This is a genomic window from Pseudoalteromonas sp. H103, from assembly GCF_001469205.1.
Taxonomy (GTDB): domain Bacteria; phylum Pseudomonadota; class Gammaproteobacteria; order Enterobacterales; family Alteromonadaceae; genus Pseudoalteromonas; species Pseudoalteromonas carrageenovora.
This window is the reverse complement of the sequence record NZ_LOFG01000003.1, coordinates 77234-103650: the sequence shown is the minus strand read 5'-3', so window position 1 is coordinate 103650 and position 26417 is coordinate 77234. Positions and strand designations below refer to the sequence as shown.

General features: G+C 39.8%; 21 protein-coding genes. 9 read left to right on the top strand and 12 right to left on the bottom strand.

All coding sequences use genetic code 11. From position 1 onward, the window contains the following. Positions 1–74: 74 nt before the first annotated feature. A complete protein-coding gene (locus ATS74_RS04500) occupies positions 75–1286 on the top strand; it encodes a hypothetical protein (protein ID WP_058547760.1) in 1212 nt (403 codons plus the stop codon). A gap of 119 nt (positions 1287–1405) precedes the next feature. Here the strand turns inward: ATS74_RS04500 and ATS74_RS04495 are convergent, their stop codons facing one another. From ATS74_RS04495 to ATS74_RS04450, 10 genes are all read right to left on the bottom strand, one after another. Beyond that, positions 1406–3295: a monovalent cation:proton antiporter-2 (CPA2) family protein gene (locus ATS74_RS04495; protein WP_058547759.1), complete on the bottom strand. Its 1890-nt coding sequence runs from the start codon at positions 3293–3295 to the stop codon at positions 1406–1408. Positions 3296–3456: 161 nt separating this feature from the next. Continuing rightward, positions 3457–5853, bottom strand: coding sequence for a PKD domain-containing protein (locus tag ATS74_RS04490; protein WP_058547758.1), 2397 nt, complete (start codon positions 5851–5853; stop codon positions 3457–3459). Between the two features lie 230 nt (positions 5854–6083). Beyond that, a complete protein-coding gene (locus ATS74_RS04485) occupies positions 6084–6977 on the bottom strand; it encodes a DUF4097 family beta strand repeat-containing protein (protein WP_058547757.1) in 894 nt (297 codons plus the stop codon). 205 nt (positions 6978–7182) lie between these two features. Further along, a complete protein-coding gene (locus ATS74_RS04480) occupies positions 7183–9711 on the bottom strand; it encodes a TonB-dependent receptor plug domain-containing protein (protein ID WP_058547756.1) in 2529 nt (842 codons plus the stop codon). A 280-nt stretch (positions 9712–9991) separates the two neighbouring features. Continuing rightward, a complete protein-coding gene (locus ATS74_RS04475) occupies positions 9992–10837 on the bottom strand; it encodes a DUF4198 domain-containing protein (RefSeq protein WP_058547755.1) in 846 nt (281 codons plus the stop codon). 56 nt (positions 10838–10893) lie between these two features. Continuing rightward, on the bottom strand, positions 10894–11403 hold the full coding sequence (locus tag ATS74_RS04470; RefSeq protein ID WP_058547754.1) for a DUF2271 domain-containing protein: 510 nt from the start codon (positions 11401–11403) through the stop codon (positions 10894–10896). Next, positions 11403–12035 carry a PepSY-associated TM helix domain-containing protein gene (locus ATS74_RS04465; RefSeq protein ID WP_058547753.1) on the bottom strand — a complete coding sequence of 211 codons (633 nt, stop codon included), beginning with the start codon at positions 12033–12035 and terminating at the stop codon, positions 11403–11405. The genes ATS74_RS04470 and ATS74_RS04465 overlap by 1 nt, the downstream gene beginning before the upstream one ends. Positions 12036–12158: 123 nt before the next feature. Further along, a complete protein-coding gene (locus ATS74_RS04460; protein ID WP_058547752.1) occupies positions 12159–12557 on the bottom strand; it encodes a YbaN family protein in 399 nt (132 codons plus the stop codon). Positions 12558–12686: 129 nt separating this feature from the next. Further along, the gene (locus ATS74_RS04455; RefSeq protein ID WP_058547751.1) at positions 12687–14009 is read right to left on the bottom strand and encodes a FlxA-like family protein; all 1323 of its coding nucleotides are present in this window, start codon (positions 14007–14009) and stop codon (positions 12687–12689) included. A gap of 101 nt (positions 14010–14110) precedes the next feature. Continuing rightward, on the bottom strand, positions 14111–14593 hold the full coding sequence (locus ATS74_RS04450) for a MarR family winged helix-turn-helix transcriptional regulator (RefSeq protein ID WP_058547750.1): 483 nt from the start codon (positions 14591–14593) through the stop codon (positions 14111–14113). A gap of 426 nt (positions 14594–15019) precedes the next feature. On the opposite strand from ATS74_RS04450, the gene ATS74_RS04445 reads away from it, so the two are divergent. From ATS74_RS04445 to ATS74_RS04430, 4 genes are all read left to right on the top strand, one after another. Then, positions 15020–15874, top strand: coding sequence for a D-hexose-6-phosphate mutarotase (locus ATS74_RS04445; RefSeq protein WP_058547749.1), 855 nt, complete (start codon positions 15020–15022; stop codon positions 15872–15874). A 23-nt stretch (positions 15875–15897) separates the two neighbouring features. Continuing rightward, positions 15898–16431, top strand: a complete 534-nt coding sequence (locus ATS74_RS04440) for a PH domain-containing protein (protein ID WP_058547748.1) — start codon at positions 15898–15900, stop codon at positions 16429–16431. Beyond that, complete coding sequence (locus tag ATS74_RS04435; RefSeq protein ID WP_058547747.1) at positions 16424–17971, top strand: PH domain-containing protein; 1548 nt, start codon at positions 16424–16426, stop codon at positions 17969–17971. The genes ATS74_RS04440 and ATS74_RS04435 overlap by 8 nt, the downstream gene beginning before the upstream one ends. 130 nt (positions 17972–18101) lie before the next feature. After that, on the top strand, positions 18102–20924 hold the full coding sequence (locus tag ATS74_RS04430; protein WP_058547746.1) for a TolB family protein: 2823 nt from the start codon (positions 18102–18104) through the stop codon (positions 20922–20924). 48 nt (positions 20925–20972) lie between these two features. Here the strand turns inward: ATS74_RS04430 and ATS74_RS04425 are convergent, their stop codons facing one another. Together ATS74_RS04425 and ATS74_RS04420 are read right to left on the bottom strand one after the other, a co-directional pair. Then, on the bottom strand, positions 20973–22124 hold the full coding sequence (locus ATS74_RS04425) for a tetratricopeptide repeat protein (protein ID WP_058547745.1): 1152 nt from the start codon (positions 22122–22124) through the stop codon (positions 20973–20975). Between the two features lie 48 nt (positions 22125–22172). Beyond that, complete coding sequence (locus ATS74_RS04420; protein WP_058547744.1) at positions 22173–23306, bottom strand: PepSY-associated TM helix domain-containing protein; 1134 nt, start codon at positions 23304–23306, stop codon at positions 22173–22175. A gap of 288 nt (positions 23307–23594) precedes the next feature. On the opposite strand from ATS74_RS04420, the gene ATS74_RS04415 reads away from it, so the two are divergent. The 4 genes from ATS74_RS04415 (at position 23595) to ATS74_RS04400 (ending at position 26383) form a co-directional block, all read left to right on the top strand. Beyond that, entirely contained in the window at positions 23595–24209 is a 615-nt protein-coding gene (locus tag ATS74_RS04415) for a SemiSWEET family transporter (RefSeq protein WP_058547743.1), read from the top strand. A gap of 72 nt (positions 24210–24281) precedes the next feature. Next, positions 24282–25106, top strand: coding sequence for a hypothetical protein (locus ATS74_RS04410; protein ID WP_058547742.1), 825 nt, complete (start codon positions 24282–24284; stop codon positions 25104–25106). Continuing rightward, complete coding sequence (locus ATS74_RS04405) at positions 25103–25576, top strand: pilin (protein WP_058547741.1); 474 nt, start codon at positions 25103–25105, stop codon at positions 25574–25576. Before ATS74_RS04410 ends, ATS74_RS04405 begins: the two co-directional genes overlap by 4 nt. Positions 25577–25594: 18 nt before the next feature. Next, on the top strand, positions 25595–26383 hold the full coding sequence (locus ATS74_RS04400) for a PhzF family phenazine biosynthesis protein (RefSeq protein ID WP_058547740.1): 789 nt from the start codon (positions 25595–25597) through the stop codon (positions 26381–26383). Positions 26384–26417: the final 34 nt, after the last annotated feature.

The following is a 26417-nucleotide window of genomic DNA, read 5'->3' as shown; positions in this document are numbered from 1 at the left end:
TTAAGGCGATAAAAATTCGTGAATTCGAAGGAAGAACTTTTGGGTCCTAGTCCGAATATGATGCAAGAAGCATTGTGGCTGGAGTAGATTCAATAATAACTGATATTGGAGGATTGATAAGAGCTCCAAGGCGTTTCCTTCAATCGTCAAATTATAATGAGAGGGTTGCATTCACTAAACAATTAACAAATTTAAATGATTATCTTGAAGACGAAGATTTAGAGTCAGCATGTAATTATGTTGAGGAACTGAAGCCAATTCTTCGTAGTTACGCTATTCGCTATACTGATGAACGGCTTGATGAATTTATAGAACGTACAAATGAGCTACAGAAAAAAGTCCAAGCGTTGTCTGAGCTATTGAGCGAGTCTAAAGAATTTCACGCAGAGATATTAGACATAAACAGCGCAGCTCAAACATTAAAGAAAGAAATCGAGAATCAGAGCGAAGCGTTCTTAGAGCGGCAAACGGTATTAGATAATCTTATTGAAGAGTCAGAAGAAACAAGAAATTCTATAATAGATAATTTTGAAACAGATAAGACTAATAGCTCAGATTTAGAAGAGCTTTTAACTGAAGCACGAACCCATTCAGAAATAATTGATAACTTTATTAAGAAAATCGCTGCTAGAGAGAATCAGATTGAAAATCAAAATTCAAAATCTACAGAATTTGAAAATACTTTAGCTACCTTCACTACTCAGCAGAAAACTCACCTTATTGAAGCTAAAAATCTTATAAAAACAGCCAAGCAAGCTTTAGAATATAAAACTGCTGAAGGCCTAAGTGCAGCTTTCATGGCTCAACATACTGCCGCAAGAAACCCTTGGGTTATGGGAGCTTGGGTAGCTGGGGCTATGATATTCTTACTTCTTTCTGTTGTTCTAGGTGTTTGGCTTACCATTGATCATGATATTTCAACGAGTTTAATTATAGGTCGTATTTCACTTCTTCCAATCTTAATCGGTGGTTCTATATTTTGTGCAAGCCAATATATTAAACAGAAAAATATCGCTGAAGATTATGCTTATAAAACGGTGCTAACTAAATCTTTAGTCGGATTTTCTGAGCAGCTTTCATCAGAGGAAGCTAAGGGTGAGGAACACACCCTTTATATAAAATCTGTACTTTCACAATTACTTGTTGACCCTCAGAGAAAACAAAATAACGATGTGCTAAGAAAAAAAGAAACAGATAAACCGGTAGATATAAAAGGTGCCCTAGATAGCTTAAAAGAGCTGCCATCTATTATCGAAAAGCTATCAAAAGCAGCTGAAGGGAAATAGTTCTCGCATTTCAGCCATCGGATGTTGCTAAGCTTTCAAAATTATTCTTTATGGTCAGTAAATACCTGAAAGACTAAATTATTACTCTTAGCACAGCACCTCCCTCTAAAGGCCTGACACTACTCAATATGAGAATCATCAGGCTTTTTAGGCCTATCAGCTAGCTCTGTTAGGCCGTCTTCACAGTCGCCGCTGTCGCAGGTATTTAAATCACTTTGTGCCTGCTTGTCTTGTTGCAGTACTTGTTTTAAATCTTCCATACGTTGGCGCACGGCTACGCCGTAGCTGGCGTCGTCGCCCCACAGTTCGGCTAGTTGCAATACGGCAGCGCGGTCGTGGTCTCTAAATAGTTTTCCGGCGTGCTGGGCATCTTCTTTATTGTTACCTAATAGCTCTAATGCATCTACCGCTAGGTTAATGGCGGAGTCGACCGTTTCGCGGTTAAAGGCATCTACTTTTAAATTAAGTAATTGATAGGCGTGGCGGCGGTCGATAGCACGGGCAACAATTTTAAGCTGCGGGTAGTTTTTATGCGCAAGCTTAATAATTTCGAGGGTTTTGTCTGCATCGTCTATTGCCACAATTAGCATTTGCGCGGTGTGCGCGCCTGCGGCTTCTAGCAGCTCTTGGCGGGCAGCATCACCATAAAATACGGTATTGCCAAAGCGGCGTAGGAGTTCTATTTGGCTTGGGCTGTGATCAAGTACAGTAATTTCGTAGCCTTGGGCGTGTAATAAGCGCCCCATAATTTGCCCAAAGCGCCCGTAGCCTGCAATTATAACGTGTTTAGCACTGCTAATTTGCTCGGGCTTGTCGAACTCGGGCGCACTGTTACTGGTGCGTTTTTGTAGCTGCTCGTAAGCCATTAATAACAGTGGCGCAACCAACATTGAAACAGCCACCACTAACGTCACAAGGCTTGTTTGCTCTGGCGTTAATATGCTTAAAGTAGTGGTTACACTTAAAAGTACAAAGGCAAATTCGCCGCCTTGTGCCAGCGCTAATGCAAACAGTAAACGCTGCTTTTTACTAATATTAAAGGTGATAGCAAGGGCAAATAAAATGCAGGCTTTTACTACAATAAGCAGCGCAACGAGTGCAATAACGGTTGTAAATTCATCCGCTAATAATTCAAAGTTGATTGATGCGCCAACAGTGATAAAAAACAGCCCTAACAGTAGGCCTTTGAATGGCTCTATATCGGCTTCTAGCTCGTGTCTAAACTCGCTTTCGGCAAGGACCACACCGGCTAAAAATGTACCGAGTGCTGGAGATAAACCAATACTTTGCATGACAAGGGCAATAGCCACCACTAAAAACAGCGCAAAAATAGTAAATATTTCACGCATGTGGGTTTGTGCTATGTATCTAAATAACGGCGCCGACACATATTTTCCGCCGGCAATAATAGCGGCGATAACCGCTACCGATACGCCTACTTGCTGCCATACCGGCCAGCTTGCAATAATGGAGTCGCTAATTTCTTTTGAGCTACTTTGCGGCGCAAAAGCCAGTAGTGGCAGGAGCGCTAAAATAGGAATAATGGCGATGTCTTGAAATAATAAAACCGAGAATGCATTTTGCCCGGCTTCTTGCTTCAGCCAGCCTTTTTCTTCAAGGCTTTGTAGCACAATAGCGGTTGATGACAGCGCCAGCATTAAGCCAATAGCCAAAGCGGTTTGCCAATGCATGGTAAAAACCCAATAACAAAACGCAAAAATAGCTGCGGCGGTAAGCACGACCTGTAAGCCGCCAAGCCCTAATATTGAATGGCGAAGCTTCCATAAACGGGCTGGTTGTAGCTCAAGGCCAACCAAAAACAGCATCATCACTACGCCAAACTCGGCAAAGTGCATTACATCTGTTTGATCCCCCACAATACCCAGGGCGTAAGGGCCAATTAGTATGCCCGCAATTAAATAACCAAGTACCGAGCCAAGTCCCACTCGCTTGGCAATAGGTACAGCCACTATGGCCGCCGCTAAGTAAATTAAAGCTATTTCTAACACGCGTATATCCTAATAGTATCAAGGCTTTTAGCATGGCTTAGTGACTTTAAAAATACAATGGGTCATGTGGCTGAAAATACATTATTTATCTGTAGCCATAACATAGTGCGTTATGGCTACAGCGTTAAATATAATGCTTTATTACAGTGATGTAGTGCAGGTTAAATATTACAAATACTTATAATTGCTAAGCTTGGTTGATCTGATTCTGAGTGATAAATAGTTATGTTTGAACTTGTTGTATTTTCGACGTTAGTTTCATTAACTGTTACTTCAAACTCGGCCGTCGCAGGTAAGTTAATATTTAATTCGCTATCGAAGTAAGTATCTCCACTTTTTTGTAAGGTAAGTGGTTTGGTTTCGTCATAACTAAACACAAAGTTATCCGAGGCTAGAAGGGTATCTACCATATTAAAGCGTAAATTTATGGTGTCGGGGCCTGTAAAATCTGCACACACAAATACCGATACCTCAACAGCTTGAAATACTGGCAAACTATTTTGACCTATATTCACACTAAAGTTGTTTTGCGTAATGGCTACTGAGTTATATTCTCCTGCTGCAAGTCTTTCGTCTGCAGTGGTGATAGTGATTTTTTCGCCTTGTGCTAAGTTAATGTTTTCGTCAAAAAAGCCGCTAGCATTGGTTGTGTATTGCACCCCATTAATATTAAGTTTGACATTGCTTACAGCATTTTTTTGTACATTAGTAATTTGGCCTTCGATACTTCCCGTTAGCTGTGCTGAGTCGGTTGCGGTTACAAAAAACTGCATGCTTTGTGTAAAACTGTCTGCGTCAGTTGCTATAACGGTGAGTGTGTAGCTGCCAATTACGTCGGGAATAAGGCTGGTGGTACTTTGAGTTGTATTGCTTAAGCTAACACTTGAGCCCGTTGGTGCTGATATAGCCCATGAAAAACTCAACTCTGTGCCTTCTGGATCATAACTCTCGCTTAGGTCAAATTGAACGCTGGTACCTACTTCACTGTAACGAGATTGTTCGCCTGTAAAGTTAATTACTGGCGGGGCATTTTGTATAACATCTATAGTGAGTGTTTTTGTATCAGAGAATAGCTCGCCATCATTGGTTTTTAAAGAGATAACTACTTGCCCTTGCGCTGATGCACTAAATACTGGCTTGGCTATTGTTGTATCGCTAAGTGTTACTTGAGCGGGTGATGAAAGTATTTCCCACAAGTAGCTGAGCGCTTTACCCTCAGGATCGTAACTACCTGATGCGTCAAGAGTTACCTGCTGATCTATTGTTACTGACAACGGATAGTTAACCTGAGTAATTGGCTTTTGGTTCTCAGTGGCATGTAAAACACTCGTTGCTTGTTCTGAACTTAGTTGACCGTCAGATACTACAAGCATTACTACATAATCACCTTCGGTATCGGCTTCAATAGTGGGGCTAGCTGTTGTGCTATTTAAAAGTACTGTATTGCTGTTTTGTGGCCTAGCTTGCAGTTGCCAGTTATATGTTAATGTATCGCCGTCGGGGTCGCTACATTGCTGGCATTCAAGCGTTGTAGGTTCATTTAAAGTAATATTAGCTTGTGCAGCTAGTATGGCGACAGGTGCTTTATTAGAGGTTGCTACAGTTAAAGTAACTGTTGCTGTATTACTTTTATTTCCTTGGTCGGTTACCGTTAGTGATATTACGTAGTCGCCAACATCAGGACTCGAAAACCCAGCTGTATGGGTAAATTTATTAGAAATCTCTGGTGTGCTATTTGCGGGTTTTGAGGTGATAGCCCATTCATAACTAAGAGTATCGTTTGTATCGGGGTCACTGCTTTGAGTGCCATTAAGGGTAACAACCTCATTAGGAGTAACGGCTTTATTTTTTACCGTAATTAGCGCTTGTGGTGATGAGTTTACGCTCAAGGCTTCGCTTTGTATTACCGCGGTATTGCTAGCTGTTTCACCGAGTGAATTAGTAATAGTGAGCTTAACTTTATACTCGCCAACTTCATCAGCGATAAACTGGCTTTTAACTTGAGTATTACTTTCAAGTGTTGCGCTACTTGTTGAAGGCTTGGTAACAAACTGCCATTGGTACTTATTAATAACGCCATTTGTCGTACTGCTCAGTGCTGCATTTAATATTACTACATCACCTTGCTTAACGGTTTGGTTGCCTCCCGCCATTGCAATTAATTGAGTACCTGGAGTAGCCGTTACTTGCTGCGTTACAGGTGTGCTTGAAAGCTTGCCATCACTTACAACAAGTATTAATTGATACTCGAGTGCATCGGGTACAGAAAATTCAACTGTACTTTGATTGCTATTAGCTAGTGAAATCTCATTTTGACCATTATTACTCGTTAACTGCCATTGGTAGGTAAGAGTATCGCCGTCGGGATCATTGCTTTGCGCTGCACTAAAGACGACAGGCGTATTAACTTTAAACTCTGATTGCGTAGTACTAATAACGGCAACAGGTTTTGTGTTGGTGCTGAGCGGTTTATCAGCTGACTTAGAGTCTGAACCTGAAGAGCCACATGCTACTAATGACAATAAAGCTGGCGCTAAAATTAATAATTTCCATTTCATAATATTAATATCCTTTTAATAAGTTGAATATTAATATGTACCTAAATTAGATATAAAGCAAAAAAATAAATTAAATAACTGTAGTGAACGTAATTTTAGGAAACAGCGGACCAATATTTGAAGTTTTTTAGATGATTTATATTTATAGGTAAGCTAATACACATAAATATTCGTTATAAAAGTGCCCATTAATTGTGGGCACTCGCTATATTTGAGCGCGATGATTGAATTTAATCGGCTACTTTTACGGGGCCGCTAATATTATCAATACTTACATCGCCTGAGCCCGATTCGGTAATAGTGAGTCCTTTAGCGTGGTTTACACGAATATTGCCCGAGCCATCTTCAATGGTTACGCTTGCTTGCACGTGTTCGATAACTAAATCGCCAGAGTTGTCGTCTACATCTACTGCGCCATTAATATTATTAATAGCAATGCTGCCAGAGCCGTCTTCAACAGTTAATGTGCCGCGTACATTACTAATGCGCATATCGCCCGAGCCATCATCAACTTCGGCGTTGCCGCTAACATTATTAATATTTACGCTGCCAGAGCCATCGGTAAGCGCTAAGTTACCGGTGATGTTTTCAAGGGTTATATCGCCTGAGCCATCTTCAATAGTAAGGTTTTTAGCACTGTTTATAGATAAGCTGCCTGAGCCGTCTTCTATATCTATATTATTTTGCATGGCGCTTATTGCAATGTCGCCAGAGCCATCATCAATATCGAGCATTAAATTACTAGGCACGGTAACCACTAAATCAATGTGTGGCGATTGGCCGCTGTAAAAACGCATACCACTGGCAGTATTGTTGTTAGCAACTAGGGTAGCTTGTTTGCCATTTTGCTCAAGGGTGAGTGTGTATTCGTCTTCAATGTCGGCGGTAAAAATTGTGGCATCTACACTTATGCTGGTGGCATTGGGCGAGCCTTTAATTTCAAGAGAGCCTGTACCGCTTAATACGTTTAAGTATTCTAGATTACTGCTTGGCAGTGATAACTGCTGAGTTTGTTTTACTGAGGCAACGCTTGGCGATATATGAAACACACAGCCGCTTAATAATAAAATGCCGCCAATAAGTGAAAGTGGTTTTGTAATGTTAGATACAGTTGATGAACTCATGTTTAGTCCTTTGTGTTTGTTATTTATGCTTGTTTTGTATAAGCATAGTAGAGCAAAAACAAGACCAACTGTAAGGCATTGATTTTATTGGTTGTGATGTGTTTGTGAAAAGTGGATTTACTAATAAGTGGTTAAATACACTAAGAAGTAATTAAAAAAGGATGCACATGGCATCCTTTTTAAGTGTTTGCTTTTAGGTTATTTATTAAAAGCTGTAAGTAATATTACCGTATAGGAAACGCCCGTCTAATCCGTACGGTGCATATGGCGTGTACGGGAATATTTGGCCAAAGTCAGAGTAACCAATGTTATCTACCGTTGCTTGCGGGTACTGATCGAACAAGTTGTTTGCACCTACTGCAAATTTCCAGTATTCGTCTGGGCGGTAGGCAACTTCTAGGTCGGTGATCCATTTAGGGTCAATGTACTCATCGCGATCGGCGGTAGTTGAAATATCAGCCACTTCACCGTAGCGCGTTGCACGAAGGGTGGTTTGCCATTCGTTAAAGTTCCACACTGCTGATAGGTTCCATTTGCTATCTGGCGTGCCTTCTTCAAAGCGGCCTACTTCACGGCGTGCAAATACCACGTAGTCGTCACCTAGTGAGTTTAGCTCGCTTGGGTTGTCGTTTACGTGCGTTACTTCGGTATCGTTAAAGTTTGCCGCCACGTTTAAGCGTAAGTCACCTAAATCGCTTAAATCTAAGTTGTAAGTAGCAACAATATCAACACCTTGAGTACGTGAGTCGATTGCGTTAGTAAAGTAACGTACGCTTTCTGTATTTAACTCACCAGCATTTTGCAGTATTTCTACTACGGCATCGCCTTCTAGGTTTTCAGACAAAACAATACGGTCATCAATATCAATGCGGTAGGCATCTACTGTTAGGCTAAAGCTGCCTTGCGTGTACATAAAGCCCGCTGTTACGTTTACAGATTCTTCTGCATCAAGCGGCTGTGCACCTAGTGCTTGCGCTGCTGCTGAATCGGTTGGGAATAAACCCACTTCAAACGGTTCGTTGTTCTCAAGCACGGTAGAGATTTGGCGGTACGAGCTTTGCGCAAGTGATGGCGCACGGAAACCTGTGCTAATTGCACCACGCAGAGATAAGTTTTCGTTAATGCTGTAACGCGAGGCAAGTTTAGAGGTAAACGTATCGCCGAAGTCGCTGTAATCTTCGTAGCGACCTGCTAAAACAAGGTTCCAGTTTTCTGTTAGGTAAGTATCAAACTCAACAAACACGGCTACGTTGTGGCGGCTTTCGTCGGTTACGCTTTCTGGTCCAAAACCAGCCAATACTTGTGCGCCACCGGCTGCAATTGGGTTACCGTCGCTATCTAAAGCGGTAATGTAAGAGGCTTCTTCGCCTTGCTCTATTTTGTAACTTTCGTGGCGGTACTCTGTACCTACAGTAAAAAATACGTCATCTGGTAAGCCAAAATCTAGAACTGTATTTGCCGTAGCGTTAATTAAAAACTGATCGTAAACAAGTGCGCCGTTGTCAAATTCGGTTGGGCTGTCGGCACCTAGCGATGTATTAATGCTATTTACAACGCCAAAGCCAAAGTCGTTACGGCCGTAGTTGGTACTTACATCCCACGTCCAATCGCCTGTTTCGCCTTTTAAACCTAGTGCAAATGAGTAATCTTGTACGTCGGTTTCAATTTGCGGTAAAAAGCCGTCCGGGTAAACTTCTAACACGTTGCGGCTATCTTTTGCACGGCGGTAAAAACCACCTGAATTACCTTCGCGTTTTGAGTAACTACCAAATGAGTAAAGGTTATAGCCGTTATCAAAGTCGTAACCCATGTTATAAAACAGTGCGTAGTCTTCAAGGTCGGCTTTACCAAAGCGATGGTTGTAACGGTCGATGGTAAATTCGCGTGGGTCTAGGCTGCCATCTTCTAGGCGGTCGTATTGCTCGCGTGGGTCAAAGCCTGAGCGCTGCGTAGAGTCGTTATCGCGGTACTCAATAGATACGTTTACAAAGCCGTTATCTAAAAGCTCAAATCCTGAGTTTGCGCTAATTGTGCGTGTTGCACCGTCGTTTACTTCGCGGTCGGCGCCAGTATTAAATGCCAGATTGCCGTTTGCATCTGCGTAGGTGCTTTCTAGTTGTGATACACCAGCCATTTGCGTGTCGTACTCGCCGTACGTTACGCTTACGCTGCCGCCTTCTGAGGCATCTTTAAGTACAATGTTAATTACGCCAGCAATGGCGTCTGAGCCATACTGCGCTGCAGCACCGTCGCGTAGTACTTCTACACGTTTAATAGCTGATGTTGGGATCATGTTTAAATCAACAGCGGTAGAGCCTCGGCCAACAACACCTGCTAAGTTTAATAGCGCGCCTGCATGGCGGCGTTTGCCATTAATAAGCACTAGGGTGTGATCGGGTGCTAAACCACGTAAAACAGCAGGTTTAGCGTGGTCGGTACCATCACCCATTGTAGCGCTTGGGTAGTTAAAGCTAGGTACTTGGTTTGCCAGTATTTGGCTAATTTCTAGCTGACCCGTACTTTGCATATCACCACTGGTAATAATATCTACAGGTACAGTACTTTCGGCAATACTACGTAAACTTCTACGTGTACCGGTAACCGAAATGACTTCAATACTTTCTTGAGCTTGAGTGTCTTGCTCAGCAGCAAATGCTGGTGAATAAGACGCGCTAAGCGCAGAGGTAACGGCCAGACTAAGTGCTACTTTTTTGGCTGATAATTGCTTTAACATGATGTTGATTCCCTTAAGGGCTGCTGACTATTGATTTTTCGAAGGAGCGCATAATATAGAAGCGGCTACCCTAGTGCAAAGATGAAAACTATCTAACTTATTCAAACTTGTTAATAAGTAAGAGCAGTGATTACGTTAAGTATAGAAGTTTAGATCGCTGCCGTTGCAATCTTGTGTCGAATGGTTGCGAATTCAAGGGGAGTGTGAGTAAAAGTTATTAAAAAGTAAAAAGGCCAAGCGAGTGCTTGGCCTTTATTTATTTTATAAATTACGCAAAAAATTATTCAGGCGCTACTTCAAGTGTTGTAAATAAAGCATAACGGCCAGCGTCTACGCCTTCTTCGTTTACTTCAACATCGTTAGACGTTTCTATTAGGTATAAGCCAGGCTCTTTCCACGTAGTTGTGAACATACCATTTTTATCGGTAGTTACTTTTACTTCGCCACGCTCGTTACGGTAACGAGTGTCACCTTTTAAAATGCTTACTTCAATGCCTTCGCCCGCAGGTTTGCCATCTTGTAGAAGTTGGAAACGTGCTTGCTCACCTACAAATAAGTCATTTGGATGAGTTGCACCGCTAAGCTCAAGGCCTAAACCAAGTTGTGCAGGCTTAGATGTACCGTTACGGCTTACAAACGTATCTACAGTTGAAATAACTTTAGTTGTACGTACGCCTTTAGCATTGCTTGGTAATTTAGCATCTGTTTTTTTACCAAATACACGCTTGCGCTTGCCTTCTTCATTTTTATAGAAGGTCATATACATTGGCTTTTGCGTCATAGCAATGTGATAAGTACCATCTTCTTTTAGGCTTACCGCTGCTGAGCTTTTACGCTTTAGGTAATAAGCACGAATGGTTTCAGCTACTTTTTCACCGCTTGGCGCAAGTGCCATTAATAATGTGTCGTCGTACTCTGCGCCTTTTTCTTTTGGCTTAAAGGCTTTATCTGGTGCAAACATTTCGTTTGAGATACTCGCATCAATCATAACGTAATGCGCTTTGTCGCCAGATAACGACGTGTGCGAAGGGTGTAACCAGCGGCCATGTGCGCTAGCTGATGTAGATACCAGCGCCGATAAGCTAAGTGCGCCAATTAATGCGGTTTTTAATAAATTAATTTTCATTATATTTCCTTTGTTTAATACATTTAATAAGTGATTTTACTTATACAAACTTAGGGTTACTTAGTGCTTACGGTGACAAAACTTGTCGAAAATTCTTTTTTACCTTCAATTGTTACTTTGCCTGCTTTTGTTAAATCAAGCTCAACGCGGCTGTAATCACGGCCACCTTCTTCACGAACAACTTCAATATTTAAAAGGTATTTACCTGGCGCTACGGCATTGCCGTCTAAATCTTTACCCTGCCATTTTATGGTGTAGGTGCCAGCGCGTTTTGTAGCGCCGCTGATACCGTCAAAATTAATGTCGGTTTTACCCGCTTTACGCCACCACTGGCGCAAATCTTTAAACCATTCGGCTTTTTGTACCCATAGCGCAAGCGTTGTTACGTGTTTACGCTCTGGGGTTTCTAGCCATATTGCTACGTACGGGCGGTGATACGGTTGTACGTCAAGATCGGCTTGGGTAAATTCAATTTCTAGCTGGGGCGTTTGTGCCTGCGCCGTTGTTTGAAATAAAGCGGCAGCCATTAATAACGCTGCGCTTATTACAGTACTTACTTTTAACATTAAGACACTCCTTTAATTTGTGGCACCCAACATAAATAAATAACCAACGGCGTGGCTACGCCGAGTAGTGTTATCAATACGCCAAGGTTACGTTTTTTTCTGTTTTGAAATAAAATTATCATTCCGGTGATGGCAAAAATAATCATCAACACCGCTGAAATATCTATTACCCAGCTCCATACTTCACCGGTGTAGCGACCTTTATGTAAGTCGCCAATAAGGCTTAAAAAGCCTCCGGTTTGGTAATCTAGGTTTAGCTCGCCAGTTGTAAAATCAAGTTCTGCGTAGGCAAAACCCGCTGGCAGTGGGTAGTCAATCATCACAAGTGCGTCTTCTTTTTCCCACTCAATGCTTTTTACTTTGGTTAAAGAGTATTGTTTGGCAAGAAAGGCTTCTATTTCTGGGTAAAGCGTTGGCAGGGTATCTAGTTGCGCATTCGCTTTAGTGATTAATTCTGCTGGAATAGCCGCAGTTATTTGGCCGTTGTTTTTATCGTCTTTAAGCCAGTCAACATGGTTAAGTACAATGCCGCTAACGCAAAATAGAATGAGTAAAAAAAACAAAGCGGTAGATATGTAAATATGTAGTGCGCGGCTTGTGCTATACAAAGCACGCTTATTTATAAACGCCATAACAACTGTAATTAAGTTAAAGTTGCAACATGATAATCATTTGCATTAACTATTACAAATTTACTTACTTAACTTTACATTAAAAAGTTATTGGCATTGAGGTATTTTACTAAAGAGGAAGTTTTAGTTACTTTTTGGCGGGTGCGAAGGCCTTAAAATAAGATAGATCATTACCGATATTTCAATAGCTGCAACAAGGTAAATTACCCAAACCGGGGCGCTTGAGTAAAGTAAAAACACAAAGCCAATTAACATACCAATAGCGGCGTAGCATTTTGCTTTTACAGGCACTACTTTATGAGCTTGCCATTGCTTTAGAGTTACACCGTAACGAGGGTGGTTTAACAGCCAGTGTTCAAGTGCAGGGGAAGAGCGTGTAAAACACGTAAGGGCTAAAATAAAAAAGATGGTAGTGGGCATAACAGGCAGCACTATACCAATAATACCAAGGGCAACTAACATTAACCCAAGTGCTTTTAGCCATAAGTTTTTATAACAAATAAATACTGATTTTATATTCACTTAGGCTCTTTTTAGTAATGGCTGGTACTTTGGATTGTAGGCCAAATAGTTATAAAATCGAAGCGTAAAAACATAAAAAAGGGCAAACTAAGTTTGCCCTTTTAAATTTATAAAATAGGTTTTACTTATTTAGAAGTAATAACCTACGTTAATGTTAAAGCGACGCTCTGTATCGCCTTCACCAATAATTGAACCACCAATAAATGGCTGGTTACGTGCTTGAATAAAGTCAAAGTACGTAAATAATGGACCTGCCGATACGCTCATTCCGGTTACGTTCATCCATGTATCTGCACTGTCGTCAGATTTGTCGTAAATGATGCCGTAATCGTTGTAAAACTGCACACCAGTTATTGGGCCTAAATCAACCGATAGGTCGTAAGCTACGTTAAAGTTAGTCATGGTCGCTTCGCTTGATACGGTATCGTAGTAATCAAACGCACCTACAACAAAACGGTTGCTGTTGTCGTCTAGGTCGTAGTCGTATTCACCGTGCTGAAATTGAATATTCCAGTTATTAATTTGGCTGTTTACGTGGAACGCCCATGCGCCGTAGTTACCTGCGCTGTCGTTACCATCATGTAGGCCACCACTTAATAGCGATACACCCACATCTGTTTTAGCGTTTTCGCCATGCTCAATTTGATACACTGTGCGGGCTGCAAATGTATTGTATTCACCAAGGCGAGAACCTGGAGCATCGTAGGTTTTTTCGGTTGTTGCACGGCTACCAACTATATCAAAAGAGTAACGCTCGTTAACTTCTGAGCTGCCATCAACGCCGCCCACTTCATCATTTTTGAAAAAGCCTAGGTCTAGCTTCCAGTTGTCTTTAAGTTTACGGTTTACTGTTACACCTAAATCAAAGTCGTCTTCTAGGCCAACATAGTAGTTAGTGCTAAAAAAGTAGCTGTGTGAGTTGTAAGGGCCGTTACCAAAAGGTACAGGTGCAATACCTGCTTGAGCTTCCCAGCCATCAGTGAATTCGTAACCTAAGTAGGCGTATTTTACCACGGTCATGTAGTCGTAAAAACGAAAATCACCATTTACAGAAATATCGCTTATTTCGCCAGACAAGTTAATGCGAAATACTTCAAAATCTAAATCGCCACTGCGATCTTGTGTGTCTTCATCGTATGAATTAGTGCTGTAGTTAAAACGTACTGCGCCGCCAACCTTAACACCTTCGTCTTTTTTCTCAGATTCTGCGGCTGCTACTACAACCTCTTTTTGATCTGCTTTTTTACTAATTTGTGCAACTTCTTGCGCGTGTTGCTCATTAATTTTTTGCTGTTTAGTTTTTTCGTCAGCTAGCTTGTTTTCTAGCTGCTGCATTTGTTGCTTAAGCAGTTTAAGTTGGTTTTGTAGTGAGTCTAGATCTTCTGCTGCATAAGAGGTGCTTGTAACACCACCTAAGATTAGTGCTAGTGTTAATTTTGAGAGTTTAGTCATGATAGCCGCTCAGATTTTGATTAAAAAATAAAAAATTCAAGGCGTCGAAAAACGCCTTACGTTTAGAGTAAGAACTAAATTATAGTATTTTTTTTTATTGTTTATTCTTTTGGAGCTTGAGTAAGTGCACCAACTTCAAGAAGGGGCGATGCATCTAATTTATCTGCATCCATCATAGCGGCAACTCGCTGCATTGATGAGAGTAAAAGGCTCTGTTCCCACTCAGCTAACGCAGAAAACTTTTCAATAAAGTGTTCTTGCAGTGGCTGAGGTGCTTTTTCAAGTAACTCTTTTCCTTGCTCGGTGAGGTATAAGCTCACACGGCGTTTATCCATTTGACTGCGTACGCGTGTTACTAAGTTTCTGCTTTCTATTCTGTCGAGAATATTGGTGACCGTTGCTGGACTTAAATTTACATTTTGAGCAATACGGCTCGCCGTAATTCCATCGGTTTGGGAAACTTCTTGCATTATAAGCAATTGTGGCCCAGTTAAACCTGAAGTTTTATTTAGTTGCTTAGAATGTAAATCAATCGCGCGGATTACTTTACGTAAAGAAACCAATAACTCGTCATATCTTTGCATTTGCTTATCTCGTCGATGGGGCGGTGGTATGCCGTAATCGCGAAATGTTACACATCAAATAAATTGAATTCAAATAATAAATTGCACTTTAGGCTGCTTTTATTGGTTTTTAATAGTTAGAGCAGTAACTAATGTACAACTATGTTGTTTAAATTTTATTAAATATTCTTAGCATCTTGTGTGCATTAAGTTGCGCACACTACGTATGTTGTGAATAATTGGCAAGTCTTATTACATAGACTTTAGTATTATTCATTCACAGCTGTTAGTACAAAGTAATTGTTTGTAAGTTAACTGTGTATGTATTAATCGGCAATGAACAAATTCAGCAACCCGTATTTAATACGTATAGCGTATACTTTAAGTATGCTTTATTGTTTATATGTACATGTAAAAATCTTTAGTATCAGCATTATAGGGAACAATATGAAATTATCGCCATCGGTTAGCATTGAACAAAGCAATACAGGTCTTGAATTTATTAAAGTAGCTGGCTCAAGGTGTGATGCAAAGATATTTTTGCAAGGTGGGCAAATTACCGAGTTTATCCCTAAAAATAAAAAACCACTTATTTGGGTGTCTAAAAACGAAACATACCAAGAAGGTGCAAGCATTCGTGGCGGTATTCCTATTTGTTGGCCTTGGTTTGGTACACATAAAAATGATGGTTGGCCTGCTCATGGCATCGCTCGTACGAGTTTATGGCAAGCCGACGAAGTGCACGAAAGTGACGAGCAAATTACTATTAGCTTAAAGTTACCAATGAAATTGGTAAATACCGAGTACTGGCCGCACCAATCGGCGTTAATCGTTGAGTTTGTTTTAACGGATAAACTGCAAGTGCGTTTAACTACAACTAATTTAAGTAATGCTGCGTTTAGTTATACTCAAGCGCTGCATACCTACTTCCCTACCTCAGATATTAAAAGTACGTTTGTTGATGGCCTGCAAGGCTCGCAATATATTGAGTTTGGCGAAGGACCTTTTGCTCAAGGTGAGCAAGTTAAGTTTGCGCGCGAAACCGACATGGTTTACACCGAGGCGGGTAGCTCTCAAAATATACACACCCCAGAAGGTGTTATTAATGTGAGCCGAGAAAACTCAAGCTCGTGTGTGCTGTGGAACCCGTGGATAGAAAAATCAAAACGCTTATCTAATTTTGCCGATGATGAGTATTTAACAATGCTCTGCCTGGAAGCTGCGAATGTACTAGCAGATGAAGTAACACTTGAGCCAAAACAAAGTCATACATTAGTAACGACCATTAGCTGGGCTGATTAATCTGAATTCGATAGGAAGCGACTGTGTTTAACAATCAACAAATAATGGATTTACCAGCGCATAGCGCCATTAACTTTAAGCCCTTAGCTGATAGGGCTTTGCTACATAAGCAACTTAATTGGCTTGCGTTTTACATACCGCTAATTGGGGTGCTGATAGCTCTTTGTTATTTTAACGAAACGTTTGCTAACAATGCGCAAACGTATTTATTAATTGGAATGCCAATTTTGGTCGCCGTATCTATGTTGTACAACATAGTTAATGTAAGGCTGCAAGGTTTTGCTGTTCGGGAGCATGATATAGCTTTTAAAAAAGGGGTTATATGGCAGCAAGTAACTATTTTGCCGTTAGCGCGTGTGCAGCACATGGAAATTCATCAAGGGCCTATAGAGCGAAAGCTTGACCTTGCTAGTTTAAAATTATTTAGCGCTGGAGGCGTAAGTGCCGATTTACAAATAGGTGGCTTAACGCATAGTGATTGTAAAAATATGCGCCAATTTGTGCAAAACTACCGTCAAGATGAAACAAATCCTCAAACCGAGAATGTTGATGAGTAACACAATTAGCGAGGAGCAAAAGAGCTCTCTGCATTGGCAAAAGGTATCGCCTTGGGCACTATTATATTTTGTGGTGTATTTTAGTGTTCGTTTTGTAAAAGACGGCCTTTTAAACTTGCTGCCTATGCTTGTGGTGTTTGTAACTCAGGTAGAAAACAAATTGTTTTGGGCGCAGGTAGCCGGTGGTGCGGCACTTATTACACTGCTTGTTTACTCATTTTTATATTATTTAAACTTTAAGTTTTGTATTAGTGACGATCACGAAATACTGCTAAATAAAGGGGTATTTAAAAAAGAGCGACTTACGCTTAAATTTGGCCGTGTACAAAACGTTAATATTGCCGAGCCTTTTTATTTTACCCCGGTGAATTTAGTTAACTGTATTTTTGATGCCGCAGGTAGCGTTGCTCAAGAAGCAGTGTTACCTGGGGTCACTAAAAGCTATGCAGAGCAAATCCGTAAGCAAATTTTTGCATTTAAGGCGCAGCAGCAAACCGACGACGAACACGTAGAGCAAAGCGAAGCGGACTTAGCTGAAAATAGCCTGCGTATTAGCAATAAGGAAATAGCCAAGTTTGGTTTAATGTCGAACATGGCTATTTTAGCAATTGCTGCACTTGCACCATTTATTAATGTACTGGTTGATTTTTTAGAGAAAAAAATAATATCTAAGGTTGAGGGGTTTTATCAGCAAGAGCTTGGTATGTTGGCAAACGCAGCAACCTTCGCGATGGTTACCCTTATTGTAATGCTTGTTTTAATGGCCGTTTTGCTCTCTGTGAGTATGTCGCTTATTCGTTTTTATAACTTTGAGCTTTATTTTAAGGGCCAAAAATTTAAACGTATTGCTGGCTTGTTAGAGCGCCATCAGCTTTCTATGAGCATGGATAAGGTGCAATCTATTGTTATAAAGCAAAACCTAATGGGGCGGTTACTAAAGCGATTTACTGTTGAGTGCTTGCAAGCAAGTAGCGGCGGCATTGTGGCAGGAGTAGCTGCTAAAAAAAATAAACAAACCTTAGTGTTGCCAGTATTAAATAGCGAGCAAGTAGATAGCGTATGCCAATGGATTTACCCGTGGTTTAACAGTAAAAAACTCGTCTTTAAGCGCGCAGAGCGAGCGCTTTTGTATAAAAATTTAGGCTTTTATTCACTGTTACCCAGTGCTTTAGTGTTTGGCTTTTGTTTTATTGCCGATATTAACACTTTGATTAGCCTTGGTGTTTTGGTGTTGTTCTCTGGCTTGGTAACCTTATCGTATCAGCGTTATGGTTATTACATGCATGAGGATAATGGTCGATTTTACATGGTTGTACGCAGAGGAATGATTGGCGTGCATTATCGTATTTTTGAGCTTTATAAAGCGCAAAGCGCTCGCAGTATAAGTACATATTTAATGCGCAAATCAGGCTTAAAAAGCCTGTATATACAACTTGCTTCAGGCTTTGTGTTTATGCCTTACATAAAGCAGCAAGATGCTGACTTTATTATCGATTTTACAATTAAGCAGATTGAGTCAGATACACGCAGCTGGATGTAACCTCCCTTATATAAGTAATAAGACATGTGTAAATACACACTTGCACATGCTTTATTACACTTTCTTACTGCCCCTGAAGGACATTTAATAATACCCTAGATAGTATTAAGGAATTATTTTAGGGACGCTTATGAAAAAAACACTTATCACATCGGCTTTGTTGCTCGCAGTACCAAGCTTTGCAGCCGATTGGCAAACTATTCATACCGAACACTTTAATATTCACTACAGTGTTGAGCATGCTGAATTTGCTAAATCAACTGCAGCAGAGCTTGAAATAGTACGCACCAAAGTGCTTGAGCAGCAAAACCGAGCACTTGATAAAACAGTTGATGTAGTCGTGTTTGATCCCCTAAATGCAGCTAATGGCTTTGCATTACCTACCTCAAATAACCCTGTAATGGCACTTTTTACAACCCCACCGCAATCGGATACGGTTATATCAAATAGTACAGGTTGGCAGCAGTTACTTGTACTGCATGAATATATTCACTTAGTACACTTAGCGCAGCCTACACGTAATGACTGGCAGCAAAAAATGCGCGGTGTATGGGATTTATACGATTTAACCTATAGCAATACACCACGATGGGTTGCTGAAGGCTATGCCACTCTAATTGAATCTAAAATGACGGGACGTGGGCGCCTGTTTGATAACTACTCAGAGTCAATACTGCGAGAATTTGCTCAGCAAGGTGCTTTGCCTACATATGAGCAATTAAATGGCGAGCAGGGCTTTATGGGCGGCTCAATGGCTTATTTAATGGGTAGCCGTTTTTTAAATTGGTTAGAGAAAAACTATTCAGAACAAACGCTCGATAGTGTATGGACGCGAATGCAAGGCGTAAAAACGCGTAATTTTGATGAGGCATTTAGCGGTGTGTTTGGGCAAAGTGCAGCCAAGCTATATCGCCGATTTATAGCTGAATATACCTATAAAGCAATGCAAATAGAGCAAGGAGAGCCGTTACTTAATAGTGAACTTTGGCTTGAGCTTAATTTATATGCGAGTAACCCAGCACTTTCAAAAGATGGTAGTAAAATTGCGATTGTTGAGCGAGACAAAAAGAGTAATACCAAGCTTATAATTTATAGCACTGATGACAACATTAAAGCACAAGAAGAGTTTACTGAAGCGCAAAAAGAGCTATTAGAAAATGACTCTCAAGATATCCCCGATACAGCGCCAAGTGTATTTAAGCGCGAACAAAAACAAGTGCTTAATCAAATTAACCGAGCCGGTATTGCAAACCCGCAATGGGCAAATAGCACAACGTTATATTTTAATGCGTACAGCAATGAAGAGTCGGGTATTTATAATAAAGTGTCAGACATATTTAGCTATAACACTGAAACGGGAGATATAGAGCAGCTTACTAAGCTTGCTGGTATTCGTCGATTTACAGTATCAGGTAATGGCGAAACGCTCTATGGTGAGCAAATAAGAAATGGCTACTCAGAACTCGTAAAAGTAGATTTAAACACGGAGTCGATCACGCCATTATTTACAAAAAGTTTAAAAACAGCGTACGACTATCCGATCCTAAGCCACGATGAAGCAAAGTTAGCTTACTTATCAACGTCTTTAAATGAAAATTGGCAATTGTATATACAAGATGTTCGCAGTGACCTTATACAAACAGTGCCTATGCCAAACGGGTATCAATATTTAAGTCAGCCTAGTTTTAGTAAAAATGATGAATCGATTTATTTTGTTGCAGGCTTAAATAGCGCGACTGATATTTATAACTATCATATAGCGAGCAAAACACTCACTAAGTTAACCGAAGGTCAGGAAGCGGTTGCACATCCAATTGGCATGCGTGACGGTTCATTGCTTTATTTGTCGATTACCGCAGATGGCCCCAATGTAAAATTATTGCCTAGCTCGCTAAAAGGCAGTGTGGTTAGCGATTTAGCGACAAATAAAAGCGCACCACGACTAATGGTTAATGAACATACATTACCAAAAGCGCAGATATATACTGATGAAGTAGGCGAGCAAAGTAGTTATAACGTACTCGAACAGCGGGCAACCTTTGCCGTTGGGGCGCAGTATTATTCTGCATCTACATCCGTTTTAGATTTGAGTATTAAAAGTAGCGATTTATTAAAGCAGCTCGACTTACAAGCAGGTTACAGTATTGATTTACACAATGGTGCCTTACATGGCGGCTTTATAAATGCCAAATACAGTGCGTTACCAGTCAAACTTAGATTAAATCTGTTTGATTATGATTTAAACACAGCTAAACAGTTTCATAACCAAGACAGCTTAAATGCTGATATATCGGCACGAGGTGGCTTTGCTGCAATTAGTTACCCGCTTAAATTTGGGCAATTAAATTTAACGCCTGAACTTGCCTATAACTACACCGACTATAAGCAAAGTCATAAAAGTTGGACGCGAATTGGTATAGCCCAAAGTTGGCAATACGACCGCCAAATTTTTGCAATAGGGCAAAGTATAAATGCGCGCTACTACGATGGCAGTACCAAAAATAATAATTGGCAAGGTTACGATTTAGCCGCCCAAATTTTTGGTAAGGCATTCGATATTCCTGTGTATGTAAACTTTGAGCAAAAGCACCGCAATGAAAACAGCCTTGCATTAGGTGGCTTTAGTTCCAACCTTATTAATCAGCAACAAAGTAGTGATTATGTACTTTCATCGGAGCTGCCTTTTTACAGTGCAACCGCAGAGCGTTATCAAGGTTATGGTGGTGGGTTTAGCTTTAAAGAAGGTATGCCATGGGTTTACTATAAACAACATCAACTCGATGATGTTGTATATGCACAAAGTTACGGCTTAAAGTACCAAGGTGATTTTAGTTTTGGAATGGGGCCTGCTGGTGTAAACGATTTAACATTTAATATGGGGCTGTCGCGAGTAGAAGGCGACAGTTTTGAAGATGAAATGCGAGCGTGGCTAAGCTTTTATTATTCGCTTTAAAAAGTAAAATTCAAGTAAAGGCGTTTAAAACACACAGAAATAACATTGTTATTTTTGTGTGTTAAGTGATGCTAATTTTGCTTGATATACATTTAGCTTTTTATTATCACGCTCGTGCTGCATGGCTTTTTCAAGCAAGGCTTGTGTTTGCTTTGTTTTACCTTGCTGATAGCGAATTTTAGCAAGTTCAAGGTAAAGCTCAGATATGTATGGTGCTTTTGCAATTGCTAACTCAAGGTGATTTTTAGCTTGAGTTATTTTTCCATCTTGTAGGTCGTTTTGCGCAATAACGAGCAATTCGTAAGGGTCTTTTTCTTTATTAATTAAATGGCTTGTCAGTTGTCCTTCAAGCGTTTTATCACCAAGGTCCTTGGCTAAGGCTCGGTAGTTATGGATTAAGTTTACGCTTATTTCATTATTATCAAGGGCTGTTTGGTAAATTACTTTTGCACTTTGCAAATCTTCCGCACGACGATGTAATACTCCAGCCATATTAAATAACTCAGGGTCGTTAGGCGTAAACGTATTAGCTTTTAAAATAAGAGAATAAGCTATATTAAGTTGTTTTTTAGCTAATGCCTTGGCAGCTAAATTACTATAAAACTTAGAGAGTAAATCGTTATAGGTAGCACTGCCTGAGTAAATGCTGCCTCTCGTTGGGAAGTAATCTATTAAGGTTCCTGGGCGAATAAACACAATAAGATCATCGTCTTTTTCCTGCTCTGGGGCGTAAACTTTTGTTCTGAAATGGTTGGCAACATATATAATATTATTTTCTTTTGCGTATACAGGTGCGCTAGTCATTTCTTGAAAGCTTGTTTCAAGGTTTAAAAGTTGGGCATAGCTTTGTGTAAGAACTGCTAGGCTAATGCAATTACCTTGAGAAAGCTCAATAGTTTGCTCTGAAGTAAGTGTATCGCCGTGATACTTAAAGTTAGTTAGCTGGTTTTGTAAATAATTAAAAATAACGCGATCAGCTCGTGTATCAACTAATTTTTCATTTGCGTAAGCCATAAACTTTTCTTTTTCAGCTTGGGGAAGCTCAAAAATACTTTGCTCATTGAGTGTATTTACACGTTTAAAAAGGGAATGATTTATTACACTCGTTAATAGAGTTTTATTTGGGGAAGTGTTAGTTGGTGTATTTTTGCATGCAGTTAAAAGAAAACTAAATGATAAAACTAAAATTAAAGACTTCATAGGTCACCTCAATGTGAGTTTTTACACTACATTGAGGTGACTTTTTAATCAAGCATTTATAGCGCTATGCTTTTTTAAACGATTTTTTTGTGACTGTTTTTTACGTTTACGGCGGGTAAACCACAAGTAAAAACCTGTACCACCAAGCCACACAGGGCTTAAACCAATAACACACCACAGTATTTTACTAATTAAACCTGCAAAGTAACCAAAGTGAAGCTTTCTAAAGCTATCAATTACTTGCCAGCCCACACCCACTTCACGAATGTCCCAGTTAGCCATATGCTCACCCGTTAGCTTACTGTAGGTAACCGTATTGGCATATTCACTCGCAAGCGGGTTATGGGTATCTACTTCACCAAATAACGTTATGTTTTCGTCAGGCTCAAGGGGCATCACTAAAAAAGTACCGTTAAAAGTAGGGATTTGTTTTTGGCTGTCATCAAGCACATGTTGAAAAGAGATTTCCTCATTGTATAAGTTTTTAGTTAATACAAAGTGCTCTTCTTCTGCATGCTCAATTACTTCGTGGTACCACACCGCACCGTTGAAGTAGCCACCGGTGATAGCTAAAATAATAATAATTGGCGAGCCAATCACGCCTGTCATTTTATGAATGTCGCTAAGTACTATTTGCAGTGTTGCACGCCAGCGCACGCTAAATAAACGCTGCCAAAACTTACGATAAATAATAAGGCCGGTAATACCTAGTACCAAGAAAAACACGGCAAAAAAGAAGCCTAAAACAGTGCCAGTCTGCCCTGGTAAGCTTTTTAAGTCATTAAGTAAAAAAGTATAGTGCAAGTCTAAAAACCAGTCGGTAAAATAATGGCTTGTGCCCACAGGCTCAGAAAGGATGTTTCCAGTATATTGATCTAAATGAAATTTATACCAATCTTCTGTACCGCGCTTTATTAAATAAACCCGATCAGCGGTATCATCGTTAAAAATTTCCCAGCTGCCAACAACATACTCAGGGTAAGTTGTTTGCGTTTTTTCTATGAGTGTATCAATTGGCAAGCGCTGGGCTTGTTCTTTAACAACAAAGTGACTATTGGGCATTAGCAAGCCGTCTATTTCACTTTTAAATACTAAAACACTACCTGTAATACTAATTACAATTAGTGGAATGAGCGCTATAAGTGCAACCCAGCTGTGAATCTTAAATAGTGTTTTTCTCATAGTCGCTATAGTAATAAATTGTTAATGACTTGCGCATGATAACAATTATCAGTTTTATTTCATAGTTATGCGTTTAATTCCTAAAAACCATATAACTGTTAACTTAAAGCAACGCTTTTTGTATGCTCAAGTTGCCAGTACCAAATATAAAAACACGTTAATTAGTTGAGTAAATTTTATTCATCATTACAATGCCGCGCTCACATTAAAACCCTATTAAAAACAAATGTTTATTATATGTTTTTATTTGGCGTTTTATTAACAGTTATGTAACGAAAGAGGTGTGTTTTGGCGCATTATTTGCCTATATTGTCTTCATTCATTTTGGTTTTTAGCTTTTTACCGCTATTAAATAAAATTAGGAAAAACCGTAGTGTGTCTGGCTTATCACTACTAATGATGACCTTTGGTTTAGCGCAAAGCCTTTACTTTATAACGTACAATATTTATTTTGAACGCTTTTATATAGCACTGCCATTTTTTGTGACGGGGGCGCTAAGTAGCTTAATTTTATATTTTTTCGCACGTTATAACGCAAAAAAAACAGAGCGAATGCAGCTAATCGCTATGCTTTCTTTTTCATTGCTGCCTTTTGCATTACTGCTTAATCCTAACTTAGACACAGCGGCAGTTCTAAATGGTTTAACGTACGTAGGCTTGGTTATGAGTTCAGTACGTGTAATGCCACAAACTTATAAAACTCTTCGCAGCGGTAATATTAGTAATTTGAGTGCGCGTTATTTTAGCTTGCAGTTTATAGCTGGAATTTGCGGCCTAACAGTTGAGCTTTCAATGGCTGTGCCAAGTACTTCACATGTATTGATGTTTATTATGCTATTGCTCACCAATGCTGTGCAATTTGCATGTATGCAGTATTATAAAATTCGCCCAGTAATGGCTTAAAAAACAAGCGCTTTAATGTTCCTATTTAACTAAATATATGGCAAGTTACTTTATCAGATAAAAGGATAAAGTATGAATTGGAATCAGTTTGGCTATATTTGCCGTGTTTATAGCTCAAAAACCTTAAGCGCTTCACAAAAAGCAGAGCTAACTGCACAACCGCATTTAGCTGTTTATGCTAATGAGCGTGCAGATAGTAAATTAGCTAATGACCTTGCAGCAAAATTTGCACTTCAAGATGAAGCTACTTTGCAAAAACAAGCAGTACATTACCAATGTTTGCCCCAGCTAATTAATGAATTTAAGCTTGAGCAAAAAGGCTTGCTTAGCTACTTAACTATTGTTTTTGTTATTTATGTTTTCTCTTCATTTTTGTATCAGTTTTTTGTTGTACCTACATTCGTAGAAATATATAGCAATCATACGATCTCCTCAGAACATACCTTTGATGATTACTTCTCTTACTGGTATGTGCCAATTATTTTATTACTCTTCCTGCAAAGCATTATTTTTACAGTTACCTTAAAGCTTAAAAATGCATGTACTTTAATTGAAGCGCAGCCTTTCTCAGGTTTATTTAAAGTTTTAATACCAAGTAAGCTGGTTAACCAATACCGTTTTTTAGTTGCGACGTTGAGCTTTGCTCTTAATTTTAAAGCACACGAGAAAAGCTCCTCACCAGAGACTAAACATTTGGCTAAATGTGATTCGTTAGGCTATGAAACCGATAAAGAATTTAAAGTGTTATTAGAGCACCAGTTCAAACAGTTTAATTCGCAGGTTAAAAGTTTTATAAATAAGCTAGTTATTCTTTATGGATTAGTGATTGTAGTATCTATTTACTTATTTGTTAGAGCGGCTTACCAACCAATTTTTATGCTAGGAGAAGTGCTATGAAGTCAAAAGGATTTACGTTAATAGAGTTGATGGTGGTAATTTCTATCATTGGTATTTTAGCTGCGGTTGCGCTACCTCAATATAGTAAGTATATGCAACGAGCAGAACTTGTTGACCCACTTGCTATGGCTGCAGTAATTCGAGAAGACGTTACGGTTTATTATCTTGAAAATAGGCGCTTTCCAGTAAGTAACGAACAAGCGGGTGTACCAGCAAGTAAATTTCTAATTGGTAATAGAGTAACGGGCATCACAGTAGATAACGGCGCTATTCATATTAGCTTAGGTAATAAAGCTTCACAGCCTCTGCAAAATACAGTTTTAACCTTTAGACCAGCAGTTGTAACTGGAAGTCCTACAAGCCCAATTGCGTGGTTATGTGGGTTTGTTGAACCGATAAACGGTATGCAAGTGGTTGGCGAAAATAAAACAACAGTACCAAAAGAAATTTTACCTTCAGCATGTATATAAAGTAAGCAGGGGATTGAAATGAAATTAACTATTCATCAAATTGATGCATTTACAAGTTCGTTATTTAAAGGCAATTATGCTGCGGTGATCCCGCTTGAATCGTGGTTAAGTGATGAGTTAATGCTTAATATTGGCGCTGAAAACAACGTATCCGAAACAGCCTTCACCTGCCTGCAAGATGATGGTAGTTATGCAATTCGTTGGTTTTCCCCTTTGATGGAAATAGACTTTTGTGGGCATGCAACTTTAGCGGCTGCGTATGTATTATGTGAGGAGAATAATATATCGCAAGTGCGCTTTACAGCCGAAGCCGTTGGAGAGCTTATTGTAAATAAAAATAGCGATGATAGTTTTACTATGACCTTTCCTAAGCAAGCACCCACAAAGGTTGAAGATATACCTGATGCACTATTGAAAGGCTTGTCTATACAACCCGTGCTGGTATTTAAAAATCGCCAAGCTTACTTTGCTATTTATGACAATGCACAGCAAATACATGAACTAACTACTAACTCAGCGCTTTTAAAAACATTACATCCATTTGATGTTGTTGTTAGTGCAAGCTCTGCTGAATACGATATTGTATCTCGCTATTTTTGGCCAGCCAGTGGTGGAGAAGAAGATTTTGTAACAGGGTCTATTCATACCGGGCTTGCTCCTTATTGGGCACAGCAATTAGGTAAAAATAAATTAAATGCATATCAGGCCTCAAGCCGAGGTGGTTTTATACAATGTGAGGTGGGTGAATCTACCGTTACATTAACAGGCCATGCTGTTAGGTATTTAAAAGGCACTATTTATATTTAGCAATAAAAAGGCCGCGCAGTATGTGGCCTTTGTT

What these genes read in the sequence shown, in the direction of transcription:
- ATS74_RS04485 (WP_058547757.1), bottom strand. Translation starts at nt 6,977, where the DNA reads ATGAGTTCATCAACTGTATCTAACATTACAAAACCACTTTCACTTATT.
- ATS74_RS04465 (WP_058547753.1), bottom strand. Translation starts at nt 12,035, where the DNA reads ATGGCGTTTATAAATAAGCGTGCTTTGTATAGCACAAGCCGCGCACTA.
- ATS74_RS04410 (WP_058547742.1), top strand. Translation starts at nt 24,282, where the DNA reads ATGAATTGGAATCAGTTTGGCTATATTTGCCGTGTTTATAGCTCAAAA.
- ATS74_RS04470 (WP_058547754.1), bottom strand. Translation starts at nt 11,403, where the DNA reads ATGTTAAAAGTAAGTACTGTAATAAGCGCAGCGTTATTAATGGCTGCC.
- ATS74_RS04425 (WP_058547745.1), bottom strand. Translation starts at nt 22,124, where the DNA reads ATGAAGTCTTTAATTTTAGTTTTATCATTTAGTTTTCTTTTAACTGCA.
- ATS74_RS04450 (WP_058547750.1), bottom strand. Translation starts at nt 14,593, where the DNA reads ATGCAAAGATATGACGAGTTATTGGTTTCTTTACGTAAAGTAATCCGC.
- ATS74_RS04445 (WP_058547749.1), top strand. Translation starts at nt 15,020, where the DNA reads ATGAAATTATCGCCATCGGTTAGCATTGAACAAAGCAATACAGGTCTT.
- ATS74_RS04420 (WP_058547744.1), bottom strand. Translation starts at nt 23,306, where the DNA reads ATGAGAAAAACACTATTTAAGATTCACAGCTGGGTTGCACTTATAGCG.
- ATS74_RS04430 (WP_058547746.1), top strand. Translation starts at nt 18,102, where the DNA reads ATGAAAAAAACACTTATCACATCGGCTTTGTTGCTCGCAGTACCAAGC.
- ATS74_RS04405 (WP_058547741.1), top strand. Translation starts at nt 25,103, where the DNA reads ATGAAGTCAAAAGGATTTACGTTAATAGAGTTGATGGTGGTAATTTCT.
- ATS74_RS04475 (WP_058547755.1), bottom strand. Translation starts at nt 10,837, where the DNA reads ATGAAAATTAATTTATTAAAAACCGCATTAATTGGCGCACTTAGCTTA.
- ATS74_RS04490 (WP_058547758.1), bottom strand. Translation starts at nt 5,853, where the DNA reads ATGAAATGGAAATTATTAATTTTAGCGCCAGCTTTATTGTCATTAGTA.
- ATS74_RS04480 (WP_058547756.1), bottom strand. Translation starts at nt 9,711, where the DNA reads ATGTTAAAGCAATTATCAGCCAAAAAAGTAGCACTTAGTCTGGCCGTT.
- ATS74_RS04400 (WP_058547740.1), top strand. Translation starts at nt 25,595, where the DNA reads ATGAAATTAACTATTCATCAAATTGATGCATTTACAAGTTCGTTATTT.
- ATS74_RS04455 (WP_058547751.1), bottom strand. Translation starts at nt 14,009, where the DNA reads ATGACTAAACTCTCAAAATTAACACTAGCACTAATCTTAGGTGGTGTT.
- ATS74_RS04435 (WP_058547747.1), top strand. Translation starts at nt 16,424, where the DNA reads ATGAGTAACACAATTAGCGAGGAGCAAAAGAGCTCTCTGCATTGGCAA.